Source organism: Gallintestinimicrobium propionicum (assembly GCF_025567525.1).
GTDB lineage: Bacteria > Bacillota > Clostridia > Lachnospirales > Lachnospiraceae > Gallintestinimicrobium > Gallintestinimicrobium propionicum.
This window is the reverse complement of the sequence record NZ_JAOQJY010000016.1, coordinates 33,595-48,596: the sequence shown is the minus strand read 5'-3', so window position 1 is coordinate 48,596 and position 15,002 is coordinate 33,595. Positions and strand designations below refer to the sequence as shown.

General features: G+C 49.5%; 9 protein-coding genes. 3 read left to right on the top strand and 6 right to left on the bottom strand.

Annotated features, from left to right (window positions below):
- Nucleotides 1-9 precede the first annotated feature (9 nt).
- From OCV62_RS12205 to OCV62_RS12185, 5 genes are all read right to left on the bottom strand, one after another.
- The gene (locus OCV62_RS12205) at nucleotides 10-885 is read right to left on the bottom strand and encodes a DegV family protein (protein WP_262587004.1); all 876 of its coding nucleotides are present in this window, start codon (nucleotides 883-885) and stop codon (nucleotides 10-12) included.
- Nucleotides 886-905: 20 nt separating this feature from the next.
- Nucleotides 906-2,363, bottom strand: coding sequence for a nicotinate phosphoribosyltransferase (locus OCV62_RS12200; RefSeq protein ID WP_262587001.1), 1,458 nt, complete (start codon nucleotides 2,361-2,363; stop codon nucleotides 906-908).
- A 368-nt stretch (nucleotides 2,364-2,731) separates the two neighbouring features.
- Entirely contained in the window at nucleotides 2,732-3,994 is a 1,263-nt protein-coding gene (locus OCV62_RS12195; protein WP_262586999.1) for an MFS transporter, read from the bottom strand.
- 188 nt (nucleotides 3,995-4,182) lie between these two features.
- Complete coding sequence (locus tag OCV62_RS12190; protein ID WP_262586997.1) at nucleotides 4,183-5,484, bottom strand: chloride channel protein; 1,302 nt, start codon at nucleotides 5,482-5,484, stop codon at nucleotides 4,183-4,185.
- A gap of 518 nt (nucleotides 5,485-6,002) precedes the next feature.
- Nucleotides 6,003-6,350 (bottom strand): HEAT repeat domain-containing protein, encoded by a 348-nt coding sequence (locus OCV62_RS12185; protein WP_021915175.1) that lies wholly within the window; start codon nucleotides 6,348-6,350, stop codon nucleotides 6,003-6,005.
- A gap of 693 nt (nucleotides 6,351-7,043) precedes the next feature.
- Between OCV62_RS12185 and ileS the strand changes: the two genes are divergently transcribed.
- A complete protein-coding gene (gene ileS, locus OCV62_RS12180; RefSeq protein WP_262586994.1) occupies nucleotides 7,044-10,208 on the top strand; it encodes an isoleucine--tRNA ligase in 3,165 nt (1,054 codons plus the stop codon).
- Nucleotides 10,209-10,448: 240 nt separating this feature from the next.
- Here the strand turns inward: ileS and OCV62_RS12175 are convergent, their stop codons facing one another.
- On the bottom strand, nucleotides 10,449-11,762 hold the full coding sequence (locus OCV62_RS12175; protein WP_262587055.1) for an MATE family efflux transporter: 1,314 nt from the start codon (nucleotides 11,760-11,762) through the stop codon (nucleotides 10,449-10,451).
- Nucleotides 11,763-12,172: 410 nt separating this feature from the next.
- On the opposite strand from OCV62_RS12175, the gene OCV62_RS12170 reads away from it, so the two are divergent.
- Together OCV62_RS12170 and OCV62_RS12165 are read left to right on the top strand one after the other, a co-directional pair.
- On the top strand, nucleotides 12,173-14,065 hold the full coding sequence (locus OCV62_RS12170) for an ABC-F family ATP-binding cassette domain-containing protein (RefSeq protein WP_262586993.1): 1,893 nt from the start codon (nucleotides 12,173-12,175) through the stop codon (nucleotides 14,063-14,065).
- Entirely contained in the window at nucleotides 14,058-14,933 is an 876-nt protein-coding gene (locus OCV62_RS12165; RefSeq protein ID WP_021915170.1) for a methionyl aminopeptidase, read from the top strand. Before OCV62_RS12170 ends, OCV62_RS12165 begins: the two co-directional genes overlap by 8 nt.
- The last annotated feature ends 69 nt before the right edge of the window (nucleotides 14,934-15,002 follow it).

Below are 15,002 nucleotides of genomic sequence, written 5' to 3'. Positions count from 1 at the left end.
TTGGCGGCTTCACACATCGAATTCGTCATCCATCGCATCGAAGAACACGATGCCGATGATGCCGCGTCCGGTGTGTGCACCGATGGCACAGCCGATGGTGGATTCGACCAGCTCCTTTGGAGAAACAGCCTGCAGCAGAAGGTCTTTGGTATACTGCAGGGAATCGGGATCTTCCCCGTGGCAGATGCCCATGATCTGACGGGACGGGTCTGCAATGTTTTCCTGTGCATATTCGATCAGGGCTTTTAGGGATTTTTTGCGGCCGCGGATGGTTTTTAATACCTGCAGGCTGCCGTCCTTGTCAACGATCAGAACAGGCTTCATATCCAGCAGCTCTCCTGCGGTTCCCTTCCATTTGGAAAGGCGGCCGCCCTTGATCAGATAACGGAGTGTGCTGACAGTAAAAACATGCTGGATGTGGTTGACATAAAAATTTGCGGCGCGCAGCAGCTTTTCTTTGTCTGCACCGGCCTCCTGTAAAAGCAGCAGCTTATATACGATCAGACCAAAACCGATGGCAGCGGATTTGGAATCCACGATGGTCAGATCGAAATCCGGATAGTCCTCAAGGATATTCTGCTTTGCGATGTTAGCGGCATTAAAGGTGCCTGCGATTCCGGTGGAAAAGCATAGATAGATCACGCTGTCGTTATGTTCTGCATAGGGGCGGAACGCTTCCTCAAACATAGCGGGATTGATGTGATAGGTTTTGATATCGCGGCTGACGTCATCCAGAATTTCATAAAATTCTTTCGTGTGGATGGTCGCACCGTCTAAATAATCTACCCCGTCGATAACAACAGGGGTCGGAATAACGTGCAGATTAAAACGCTCTACAATATACTGAGGCATATCGGAGGCGGAATCTGTAATAATTTTCAGCATGGGTTCCTCCATCGGTTTTTTTATACCTGACTCATCTGGTTGAGCAGGCTAATCTTCATATCATATAATTTCTGGGAAAGATCGACATAAACGCCGTGGGGATTGACCAGACGGCGGGTTTCTTCCCAGAGAGTTTCCAGTTCTTTCTGGCAGTAATCGCGGATGTCCATGACCTTCGGAGAATGGTAAATACATTTACCGTGGTCGAAGACATGAACCATCAGCTCACGCAGTTCATAAGTACCGGGCAACAGCTTCGTCTTTTTCCAGGGTTCATTGGGGTCAAAGAGGACAAGGGGTTCGTTTTCATCGTAGGTTTCGTCGACAAGGCAGATCAGGTCGGCCTTGATCTTTCCGGTATCTTTTTCATAAATCCGGTATATTTTCTTGTTGCCCGGGTTCGTGATTTTTTCGGAATTCTCAGAAAGCTTGATCTTGGGGATAAATTCACCGCTCTGTGCATCCTGGATCGCAGCGAGTTTATAAACGCCGCCGAAGGACGGCCAGTCTTTGCTGGTGATCAGATGAGTGCCGACGCCCCAGGACGTAATTTTACAGCCCTGTACCTTCAAACTGTCGATCAGGTATTCGTCAAGATCGTTGGAAGCAGAAATCACAGCGTCCGGAAAGCCGGCTTCATCGAGCATCTTCCGGGCTTTTTTGGACAGATAGGCGAGGTCGCCGCTGTCTAAGCGGATGCCGTAAAAGGTGAGGGGAATACCTGCCTCACGCATCTCGGTGAACACGCGGATCGCATTCGGAACGCCGGATTTTAAGGTGTCGTAGGTATCGACTAACAGGATGCAGGCGGAAGGATACATATCTGCATAGGTTTTAAATGCAGTGTACTCATCCGGAAAGCTCATGATCCAGCTGTGGGCGTGTGTGCCTTTGACAGGAACGTCAAAAAGCTGTCCTGCGAGAACATTGCTCGTGCCGACACAGCCGCCGATCATGGCAGCCCTTGCGCCGAGGGTTCCGGCATCCGGACCCTGTGCGCGGCGCAGACCGAATTCCATAATGCCGTCTCCACGGGCTGCGAAGCAGACCCGGGAAGTCTTTGTCGCGATCAGGCTCTGATGGTTGATGATATTTAAAATGGCGGTTTCGACAAGCTGTGCTTCCATGATCGGCGCGATAACCTTAATCATAGGTTCTCTGGGAAACATGATGCTGCCTTCCGGGATCGCGTAAATATCACCGGAAAAATGGAAGTCACGCAGATATTTCAGAAAATCTTCCCCGAAGATGCCAAGGCTGCGCAGATAAGCAATATCGTCGTCTTCAAAATGTAGATTGTTGACATAATCGATTACCTGCTCTAGGCCTGCACAGATGGAATAACCGGAATCCATCGGATTATTGCGGTAAAATGCGTCAAAGATAACGGTTTCGTTACGATCCTTGTTGCGAAAATATCCCTGCATCATAGTCAGCTCATATAGGTCGGTCATGAGGGTAAGATTCTGTTTTCCCATGTTTTTCTCTCATTTCTGCGCACGCTTTTTGCGTATGTCGAGTTTGTGTCAAGGGCGCGCAGACACAAAGCTCGCGATTGAAAAATGTTATTTTTCAATCTTTTCTCCATTTCGGAGCAGCTGGTGTGAAAAAAGTGTTGTGCCTCTTTTCCGGCTGCCCTCAGGTTTACTGCGGAACGGGCAAAACAGCAGACCGCCCCGGTTTTGTGATTGTGAATGATCTGAATTATTTTAACATACTCTCAGTTTGAGGGCAACGGATAGAGAAAAATTTACAGCCATCGGAACGTCTTTTGGGACCGTTCCGGTGGCTGTTGATTCATGACAATAGAATACTCGCAGAGCGTGCATTCTATTGTTTTGTTGCTTTACTCAGCTGCAGTCGGTTGTTTTTCAGAAAGTGTGATCAGGATCAGTCCGGCCGCAAAGAGGAGGATCAGAGACAGCACGCCGTATTTGGAGTTGTGGAAAAAGTATGCACAGAAGGAAATGATCAGCGGGCCGAAGAAGTCCGCAAACTTGCCGAATACGTCAAAGAAGCCGAAGTATTCGCTGGATTCGTCCTTCGGGATGATTTTTCCGTAGTAGGAACGGGACAGTGCCTGGATGCCGCCCTGACAGATACCGACAGAAACCGCCAGGATCCAGAATTCCAGCTCGGTGTCAAGTCCGTAGCCGAACAGGCAGATTGCCATGTACATGACGATGAAAATCTTGATCATACGCATGGAGCCGAACTTCTTGGCAAGTGTTCCGCTCAAGATGGAGCAGGGGAAGGCAACAAACTGGGTTAAAAGCAGGGCGAGAACCATAGCATTGGAATCGATGCCGACTTCTCCGCCATAGGTGGTTGCCATGGAAATAATTGTGTAAACACCGTCGATATAGCAGAAATATCCTATGATAAAGAACAGCATCCGCTTGTCTTTTGCCAGCTTTTGAAAGGTTGCACCGAGGCGTTTAAAGGTAGCAGCAAAAACATGGGGCTCATGAGGCAGGGAATATTGCTGGTGCACATTTTTGTACAGCGGAATCGACATAATGATCCACCATACCATCGTGATGACGAAGGAAATCCGTGTTGCCGTAACCATAGGAAGACCGATGGTATCGCAGTTTAAGATCAGGAGCAGTCCTGCAACGAAGGGAATGCAGCTGCCGATATAGCCGAATGCATAGCCGCAGGTGGAAACCCGGTCCATCCGCTCATCTGTCGTAACATCGATGAGCATAGCATCATAAAAAATGTTGCAGGCGGCATAGCCGATCCTGGATATGATAAAGAAAATCAAAAAGGACAGCCACCCGGGTGCGAATGTGAAAAGGAAGCCTCCGGCGATGGCGATGACGAAAAAGATCGTGAAAATTTTCTTTTTCATATTTTCGTAGTCTGCAATTGCACCGAGAACGGGGGAAAGCAGGGCGAGGATCAGGATGGAAATGCTGGTTGCGCTGCCCCAGAGGGAGGTGGCGGAGGTGCCGCTCATGCCGGAGCCCTCTGCCAGACTGCGGAAATAGATGGGGATTGTCGCAGTAACGATCATAATAAAAGCGGAATTAGCCACATCATAGAGAATCCAGCTCTTTTCCGCTTTGTTGAGCCGTTGGGAGGAATCTTTTGTTTCTTTCATATGAAATACTCCTTTGTATTTTATTCATGACGATAGAATATTCGCAGAGCGTGCATTCTATTGTATGAAATCCTGATTTTATTGTAGAGGATGAGCGGAGGGAAAGCAACGAAGAATCTATATTTTGTGAAAATAATACAAAGGAGAAACATAAAACACAGATCCCCTTTACAGCGTATTTGCATTTCTTACTCTCCGTGCCGGTTTACATAACTGTTTTCAAATTTCGAATACACGATCGTCTGTGCGTGGTACAGGCTGTAATATCCGGAAAGCATGTAGCTGACGGCGATTGCGATCAGGTAGTAATAAGCGTGGTCGAAGCCGAACAGCTCGAAGCTGATCAACAGCGCGGTGATTGGGCAGTTTGTCACGCCGCAGAAAACAGAAACCATGCCGATTGCGGCACATAGCGGAGCACTTGCACCTGTCAGAATGGCAAACAGACAGCCGAATGTTGCACCGGTAAAGAACGAGGGTACAATTTCGCCGCCTTTAAAGCCTGCACCGATGGTGAGTGCGGTGAAAAGAATTTTCAAAAGAAAGGCAAATGCCGCAGTTTCTCCGTGTAAGGCGCGTTCGATGATATTCATGCCAGGACCGAAGTAGTCGTCGGTGCGCAAAAGAAGCGAAAGCAGGATAATAATGACACCGCCTGTAAATGCGCGAACAAACGGGTTCGGAAAAAATCTGGCATAAAGGGCCTTGATGACGTGCATGGTTTTGCAAAACAGGATGCTGACAAACGCGCACAGGACGGCGAGCAAAATCACGCGGGCGGAACCGCCGAGGTTTAACGTGACATCCGATGAAATCGCAAGATTTTCAAAGGGAGCGTGAAATGCTTTGGCAAGCATATAGGCAGTCAGGGAAGCCCAGATGCAGGGAACGAGCGCCGCATAGTACATGATACCGATGCTGGCGATTTCCATTGCGAGAAAAGCAGCTGCCATAGGGGTTCCGAACAGGGCGGAGAAGGCAGCGGAAATACCGCTCATGAGCATGATTTTTTTATCCTTTTCATTAAAACGGAGCTTTTCCCCGATCTGTTCCCCGATGCTGCCGCCAATCTGCATGGCAGCGCCCTCACGTCCGACGGAGCCGCCGCACAAAACGGTCAGGATGGTGGAAATAAAGATCAGAAAGCTCATGCGAAGCGGAATATGAGCTTCTTTATGGATGCTGTTGATAACAGTGTCTGTGCCGGCATTATTTTCATAGTGAAAAAAACGATACAGAAATACGATGGCAAGTCCGGCAACAGGTAAAAAGAGCACAACCCAGAGATGGGCATGTCTGAAATCGACTGCGAATTTCAGCCCAAAATTAAATATAGTGCTGACAGATCCGACAACGAGTCCGGTCAGGGTTGAAATAAGCATCCAGCGAAGAAACTGGAAGAGGTTGCTTGCACTGGAGAAAAAAGGATTGTTTGCAAGCTTGGAGCGCAGGCGGGCTTCTTCGGCCTGCAGGGAGGAGATGGGTTCCATGAAGAACCTCCTTTCGGGTGGTAGTGGTTTATCTGAACAGTATTGTATGATGTCGGGGTCAAAAGCCCCCGACCTTGATGCCTGCGGATTGTTCCGTGCTGCGCACTCCCACAATCCTGCCCGATAGTCGCATATCGTGGGATTATCATCCCACTTTTATGCTCCTATCGGGGGCGGGTCAAAAGGTCTTTCACCCACCTATGAGCAAGCTCATGTGGGCTTAGACTTTTTGACCCTGGCATCATTGTATATCGGAATGGGGAAAATGTAAATTGTTCGAAATGCGGTATTCTTGAAGGTGCCGAATGTCTGCAGAGAATGCTTTTCGCGAAGAACCTGCCTCTCTGCCCGGCGCTGCGCCGTGAGGTTGGTTCCGGAAATCCACCTAACAGCTCACGCTCCCGGAAAAAAGGAGAGGGCGCCGGTTTTCCGACGCCCTGAAAGGAGAAAGTAGTGTGAGGTTGAAATAGTTCAATCTGCACCGAATATAAGAGAATGTCTGTCTCAAAAGCCCAATGTTAAGGCTCAACAATGTGTCCTGCATGATCCAGAGCTTCCTGAATTGCTTTTTTGACCTCAGGATCTTTTTCCTGGGACATCTGATAACGGACACGCGTATTTAAATAATCCGTATTCAATTTCGCAGCAACACAACATGCCTTGGTACGGATCGCAGGATCTTCATGTTCCAGATAATGTGTAATCTCATTGAGGGAATCCTCGTCGGCAATGTCGCCGAGCGCTTCCAGTGCTGCGCAGATCACTTCGGCATCGGAATGCTTACCCTCCATCAGTTTAATAATAGAAGCTGTTTTATGCTTCGTATCAAGTTTGTGGATTTTTTCAATTTTGCCCTGATCACTCATAGTAGTCCTCTTTTCCGAGCGAGCGGTTCGTTTTCGCGAAGGTTCGTTCCTATTGATAAATACTAATGTAGTCCAAAACTGTGTCGATTGTGTGAAAATCTGATTAAAAAAAGATAAAATCAGAGAATCACTTTAAATGTGCCGTTTGCTCCAGGAAAATCTTCCCATTCCGCTTGACAATGCCGCAATTCGGGTTTTATAATCTATGGCATCGGAATGCACACGCATTCCAGCCTCATAGAAACAGGTTATAAAAAAGAAAAACTGTGACGAAGACAGTAAGCCATCGTTGAAAGCTGCAGCGAGCCGGTGCAGGTGCAAGACCGGTGCGAGTAGAGTTGGTTGAAAATCCCTTCCGAGTTGTGCGGTCAAACGGTATCCGGGGCAGATCCGGTTTCCAAAGAGCAGAAGCTTTTGCAGGAAACACAGGATCAGGGTATCTGGTAGGCAGCAACGTCAGTTTCCGGCGTTATCGGAGCGCATATTTCCCGGCAGAGTTGATTTGCAGCGGGCGTATGTTGTAACGGGTGGTGAAACGAAGTCACTAACAAGTGCCTCGTCCCTTTACAGGGGCGGGGCTTTTTTATCGTCTTTCAGACGATAAAAAAGCTCAGATCGCACTGCGGCGGAATGGAATCATGTCGCATGCGCGACCCGAGGGCATCAGTTTATTCAAAGGAAAGGAACAAAGCCATGTACAACAAAGTTGACACAAACTTGAATTTCATGGAACGCGAAAAGAACGTTGAGCAGTTCTGGCGTGACAATGATATTTTTAAAAAGAGTATGGAACAGCGCAAGCAGGGTCCGACCTACACATTCTATGACGGACCTCCGACTGCAAACGGCAAGCCGCATATCGGACATCTGGAAACCCGTGTTATCAAGGACATGATTCCTCGTTACCGCACCATGAAGGGCTATTATGTACCCCGTAAGGCAGGCTGGGATACCCACGGACTTCCGGTTGAGCTGGAAGTGGAAAAGCTGCTGGGTCTGGACGGCAAGGATCAGATCGAACAGTACGGACTGGTTCCTTTTATTGATAAATGTAAGGAAAGCGTCTGGAAGTACAAGGGTATGTGGGAAAAATTTTCCGATACCGTTGGTTTCTGGGCAGATATGGACAATCCCTACATCACCTATGATGATAACTATATCGAATCCGAGTGGTGGGCATTAAAGCAGATCTGGGACAAAAACCTGTTATACAAAGGCTTTAAGATCGTTCCCTACTGTCCTCGCTGCGGAACACCGCTGTCTGCACAGGAGGTTGCGCAGGGCTATAAGGATGTCAAGGAACGTTCTGCAGTCGTTCGCTTCAAGGTAGTCGGCGAAGATGCTTATTTCCTGGCATGGACAACCACGCCGTGGACCCTGCCCTCCAACGTTGCACTCTGCGTAAATCCGAACGAAGCATACTGCAAGGTAAAAGCTGCTGACGGCTATACCTATTATATGGCAGAAGCTCTGCTGGATACTGTTCTTGGCAAGCTGAATGCGGAAAATCCGGAAGCTCCCGCCTATGAAGTGCTGGAAACCTACACCGGTAAAGATCTGGAATACAAGGCGTATGAGCCGCTGTTTGATTGTGCAGTGGATATCTGTAAAAAACAGAATAAGAAAGCCTACTATGTAACCTGCGATACGTACGTTACCCTGACAGATGGTACCGGCGTGGTTCATATCGCACCTGCATTCGGTGAAGACGATGCAAACGTAGGCAGAAAATATGATCTTCCGTTCGTACAGCTGGTAGACGGTAAAGGCGATATGACCAAAGAAACTCCCTGGCCGGGTGTATTTGTAAAGAAAGCAGATCCCCTTGTCCTGCAGGCTCTGGAGGATGCGCACCTGCTGTTTGCGGCTCCGAAGTTTGAGCACAGCTATCCTCACTGCTGGAGATGCGATACGCCCCTGATCTACTACGCAAGAGAATCCTGGTTCATCCGCATGACGGCAGTCCGCGATGAACTGATTGCAAATAACAATACTGTAAACTGGATTCCGGAATCTATCGGTAAAGGACGTTTCGGCGACTGGCTGGAAAACGTACAGGACTGGGGTATTTCCAGAAACCGTTACTGGGGAACTCCTCTGAACGTATGGGAGTGCTCCTGCGGACATATGGAATCCATCGGCAGCCGTCAGGAGCTGTTTGAAAAATCCGGCAACGAAAAGGCGCTGACTGTAGAGCTGCATCGTCCTTATATCGACGAGATCACAATGAAGTGCCCGGAGTGCGGCGGTACCATGCACCGTGTTCCCGAAGTAATCGACTGCTGGTTTGACTCCGGCGCAATGCCCTTTGCACAGCATCATTATCCCTTTGAAAATCAGGATGTATTTAAGAGACAGTTTCCGGCACAGTTCATTTCCGAGGCTGTTGACCAGACAAGAGGCTGGTTTTACTCTCTGATGGCGGAATCTACGCTGCTGTTTAACCGCTCTCCTTTTGAAAACGTTATCGTTATGGGTCACGTTCTCGATGAAAATGGTCAGAAGATGAGTAAGTCCAAGGGCAATGCGGTAGATCCTTTCGAAGCTCTGGAAAAATACGGCGCAGATGCAAACCGCTGGTATTTCTATACGGTATCCGCTCCCTGGATTCCGAAGCGCTACAGCGGCAAGGCGGTTATGGAAGGTCAGCGTAAGTTTATGAGCACGCTGTGGAACTCCTATGCGTTCTTTGTACTGTATGCAAATATCGATAATTTCAATGCGGCAGAGCACACTCTGGAATATGATAAGCTTTCCGTTATGGATAAATGGATTCTGTCCAGACTCAATACTATGGTAAAGGCTGTGGATGAAAACCTGGATCAGTACCGTATCCCGGAAGCTGCAAGAGCACTGCAGGATTTTGTGGATGATTTAAGTAACTGGTATGTAAGAAGAAGCCGGGAACGTTTCTGGGCAAAGGGCATGGAGCAGGATAAGATCAACGCTTACATGACACTGTATACAGCGCTTGTGACAACTGCCAAGGCTGCAGCCCCGATGATCCCGTTTATGACAGAGGATATTTACAGAAACCTCGTCTGCAGCGTAGATGCAAGCGCTCCGGAAAGCGTTCATCTGTGCGACTTCCCGACCGTGGATACCGCTATGATCGATGAGAAGCTGGAAGAGGATATGAAAGAGGTTCTGGAAATCGTCGTTATGGGACGTGCGTGCCGCAACACGGCAAACATCAAGAACCGTCAGCCTATCGGCACGATGTTTGTCAAAGCCGACAAGCAGCTGTCTGATTTCTATCAGGAAATCATTGAAGACGAATTAAATGTCAAGAAGGTAGTATTCACAGATGACGTGCGTGACTTTACGGCATACACCTTCAAGCCTCAGCTGCGCACCGTGGGACCCAAATACGGCAAACAGCTTGGCGGTATCAAACAGCATCTGGATGGGCTGGATGGAAATGCTGCAATGGATGAGCTGGAAAGCGTTGGAGCACTGAAATTCGACGTGAACGGCACAGAAGTGGAGCTGACCAAAGAAGACCTGCTGATCGATATGGCTCAGAAGCCCGGTTATGTATCTGAGGCAGATAACTACATGACAGTCGTTCTGGACACCAACCTGTCTGAGGAACTGCTGGAAGAGGGCTTTGTATACGAAGTCATCAGCAAGATCCAGACTATGCGTAAGGATGCAGGCTTTGAAGTGATGGATCACATTAAGGTTTCTGTCTGCGGCAATGAGAAGGTAGAAGGCATTGTTGCGCGGAATGAAGCAATGATCGCCGGCAAGGTTCTGGCAGATGCGTTTGTTGGCGAAGAAGCACTTGCAGTCAGCAAGGAGTGGAACGTCAACGGAGAAACCGTTACCATCGGTGTAGAAAAAGTAAACGCGTAAACAGCGCAAGCGGGCGGCGCAGGCAGGGCGGTTGAAGCGGCAGCTTGCCGTCAAATGGCTCTGCGCGTGTCATGCGTAGCATCGGGCGGCTGAAAGAAGTGCGGCTGTCCGATGCCAATATGCGAATAAAAAATCCCGGAGCAGGATGCTGTCTGGCAAATATTTGCTGAGAAGACATTCTGCTCCGGGTTTTTTGTGTCTTTGCCGGATGGCGTGGGGCGTTGCACCAAGCCTGCGCCCTCACTCGTCCCGCGTCAGCTTCCGAATCCAGTTGCCGTAGTTGGATTCCAGAAAGGCGGGCACGCATTTAAAAATCTGATCTGCGTTCAGGCACCAGACCACGACGGTCGGGGATGCATGCATCACAAACGCCATGAAAAACGACAGCGGCAGGACGATGCACCAGATGCTGATCAGGTCCATTTTGACGACGAAAAGTGCGTTCCCGCCGCCGCGGATGATGCCGTTATTGGTGGGCATCTGATAAGTCATGCCGACGCAGATGACACTCAGGATGATGAGAAAAGTATTTGCCATTTCCTTTGTGGCAGGCTGCAGATCGTAGATCGAGAGGATCGGGATACGGATGAAAAACAGTGTAATGCCGGACAGTACACCAATGCATAAAAACAGACGCTGCAGCAGTTTGGAATAGTGTTTTGTCAGCGGGATGTCACCGGAGCCGACTGCTTTTCCGATCATGACGGAGGCTGTGGAGGAAGCACCGACGGCGGTGGATTTGATGAGCATGTAAAGGGTCGAGGCAACGCTGTTTGCCGCGATGGCAGCAGCTGTCATATGCCCTAAAATAACGGTCTGCAGGGCGGTATTGACGCCCCAGAGTCCATTCGTGACGAGCATAGGGGCTGTTGTTTTGAGGTAATCCTTCGTCAGAACCGGATCGACATGGAAGTAATTGGAAAAATGCAGCCCGAGCTTTTTGCCTGCGCTGCGGAAAAGGTAAACAAGCAGAACGATAACCTCCAATATGCGGGCGGTCAGCGTGCCGATCGCCGCACCGCGGATGCCCAGCTGCGGGAATCCGAAATGACCGAAAATCAGAAGATAGTTAATCGAACAATTGACAAGAAGCGCCATGCAGGAAAGCCGGAACGCAATGCCGACGATTTCCACGCTTCGAAGGGTTGCGAGCAGAATCTGTGTGATTGCAAAGAACAGGTAAGTAAAACGGATAATACTCAGATACTGTGCGCCCTGTTCGAGGATGGCGGAATCCGTCGTGAAAATCCGAAGCGCCTGTATCGGGAAAATGCTGACCAGCAGGAATAAAACTGCAGAAAGCAAAAGCCCGAAGTGCATGGCGGATGCGGCGATTTTGCGCAGCGGGGAAAGCTGCTTTTTGCCCCAATACTGGCTGCCGAACATGACGAGTCCATCGCCCAGGGCAGTAAGCAGGCACTGATAGACGAACTGAATTTGATTGACGGCTGCAGCACCGGACAGTGCGGATTCACCGTAAGCTCCGAGCATCATGTTGTCGGCGAGATTGACGGAAAGCGTCACGACATTCTGCAGGACGAGCAGCGGATACATGGAAAAAAATGCCTTATAAAAAGCGGAATCGGACGGCTTTTTAGAATGGAATCCGAAGCGGCTGAGCCGGGAATCGGACAAATTTTGACTGGAAATGGATTGTTCCTGTTGCATGGGAGTGACCTCTTTCGTAAATACATTTTTTGCGGGCGGGAAATCTGCCTACACAGTCGCGCCATTCGCAGCTTCCTGCAGATAGATTTTTCTGCGAGCAGAAAATCTATCCATAGAAAGCTATGAGTAAGCTACGAGTGCACTGTACCACGTTTTGCCATGGAAAAACAATGGAAAAAAACAACTTCTTGCACGAATGCAGGGGGAGAATTATAATAGAAATGGCGTTCTGGCAGTTCGTGAACAGAAGTTAGAGAAAACTGACCAAAATGACCGCAGCAGAAATGAGGATTGCAATGAATTTACTTTCCATAGAACATTTATCAAAATCATACAGCCGACGGCAGCTGTTTGACGATACGTCGTTTTTTCTACAGGAGGGCGAAAAGGTCGGGATCATCGGCATCAACGGAACCGGCAAGTCCACGCTGTTAAAAATCATGGCGGGGCTGGAAGAGACGGACGAGGGTACAGTGACGAAAGCGAACCATGCGGTGATCGCCTATCTGCCCCAGCATCCGGTCTTTGATCCGGAAATGACGGCCCTTGACTGTGTGCTGGCAGGACACAGGGAGTTGTCCGGACCGGAATCCGGACAGGCAGAGAAGCGGGATCATCAGGATGCGGCGGCGCTTGTGACAAAGGCGAAAACGATGCTGACGAAGCTGGGCGTTTCGAATTTTGACCAGAAATCGGGCGAGCTATCCGGTGGACAGAGAAAACGCCTTGCGCTGGTGAGCGTTTTATTAAAGGAAGCGGATATTTTGCTTCTGGACGAGCCGACGAACCATCTGGACCATGAAATGGCGGACTGGCTGGAGGAGCAGCTAAAACAGCGCAAAGAGGCATTGGTGATGATTACTCATGACCGGTATTTCTTAGACAGTGTGTGCAATCGGATCGCAGAGGTCGACAAGGGAAAGCTTTATTCTTACGACACGAACTATGCCGGTTATCTGGAATTAAAGGCGCAGCGGGAAGAAATGGCACAGGCAACGGAGCTAAAGCGCCAGAATACCCTTCGGACAGAGCTTGCATGGGTACAGCGCGGTGCGCGGGCGCGTTCGACAAAGCAGAAAGCGCGTCTGGAACGCTATGAAGAGCTGAAAAATCGCAAGGCGCCGGAGACGGACGGACAGGTGGAGCTCGGCAGCATTTCCACGCGCCTTGGCAGGACGACCCTGGAAGCCCGTCATGTGGAAAAGGGATACGGGGACAGAATTCTGATTCACGACTTTTCGTATATTTTTCTGAAAAATGACCGTGTCGCGTTTATCGGCGCAAACGGATGCGGAAAGACGACGCTGATGAAGCTTTTGACCGGAAAGGAACAGCCCGACAGTGGTGAAATTATCGTCGGACAGACTGTGAAAATCGGCTATTATGCGCAGGAAGTGACGCATATGGATCCGAATATGCGCGTGATTGACTATGTCCGTGAGGTTGCGGAATTTGTGCCGACGACGGAGGGAAGCGTGTCTGCGGCGAAGATGCTGGAGCGCTTTTTGTTTGAAGGAAGCGAGCAGTATACGGAGATCGGGCGCCTTTCCGGTGGGGAAAAACGGCGGCTGAATCTGCTGCGGGTGCTGATGGGCGCGCCCAATGTTCTCATTTTGGATGAGCCGACCAACGACCTCGACATCACAACACTGACAGTGCTTGAGGATTATCTGGATCATTTTGAGGGGATCGTCATCATCGTTTCCCATGACCGGTATTTTCTCGACCGGACGGTGAGCCGGATTTTCGCCTTCGAAGAGGGCGGACATCTGCAGCAGTACGAAGGCAATTACAGCGATTATGCGCTGCGTAAAAGTATGGAGACGCAGGAATTTGACAGTATAACAGAAGCCGGAAACGGCGGCAGAAAAGAAACCTCAGGGGAAAGGGGCGAGTCTGCAAGGGCAACCTGGAAAAAGCCTGCGCGGAAGCTGAAATTTACCTATCAGGAACAGAAGGATTATGATACGATTGAACAGGAGATGGCGGATCTGGAAGATTTGGTCTGTCGACTGGACGAGGATATTCTGAAGGCGGCGACGGACTTTGTCCGTTTAAACGAGTTGTCGAAGCAAAAGGAAGAGGCTTCTGCAAAGCTCGAAGAAAAAATGGAGCGGTGGATGTATCTGGAAGAAAAAGCTGCCAGAATTGAAGCCGGAGAACTGGAGGAAAACACAGAAAATGAGTAAGAAACTGGAACGTAACGACCCGTGCTGGTGCGGCAGCGGCAAAAAGTACAAGAATTGCCACATGCGGTTTGATGAAAAGATTCATGGCTTTGAGCTGGAAGGACATATCGTGCCCGGACATGATATAATCAAGACGCCGGAGCAGATCGAGGGCATCCGGGAGAGCGGTAAAGTGAATATCGCCGTTCTGGATTATGTGGCAGAGAATATCTGTGCCGGAATCAGCACAGAGCAGATCAACAAATGGGTTGACGACAAGACCCGCGAACTGGGCGGCATCCCGGCTCCGCTCGGCTACGAGGGATTCCCGAAGAGCGTTTGCACTTCCATCAACGACGAGGTATGCCACGGTATTCCAAGTGAGGACGTGATCTTAAAAGAGGGCGATATCATTAACGTCGATGTTTCTACGATTTACAAAGGATATTTCTCCGATTCTTCGAGAATGTTTATCATCGGAAAGACGACGCCGGATAAGGAAAAGCTCGTGCGGGTTGCAAAGGAGTGCGTGGAAGAGGGCATCAAGGCGGTAAAACCGTGGACATTTCTGGGGGATATGGCGGATGCGGTCAACCGTCATGCAAAGGAAAACGGCTATAGTATCGTTGTGGATATCGGCGGACATGGCGTTGGACTGGAATTTCATGAAGATCCCTTTGTCAGCTATGTAACGCCAAAGGGGACAGAAATGCTGATGGTACCCGGAATGGTATTTACGATTGAGCCGATGGTAAATGCTGGAACAGCTGAAATTTATCAGGACGCCGATAATGGCTGGACGATTTATACAGATGACGGCAAGCCGTCCGCACAGTGGGAGGTTACCGTTGCGGTAACAGAGGATGGCTGTGAGGTTTTGGTGTGGTAAGGTGCTTTTGCAGGCTTGCCGCCGATAAATAGAAAAATTATTCCATAATCTGATTGTCCAGTAGGATTT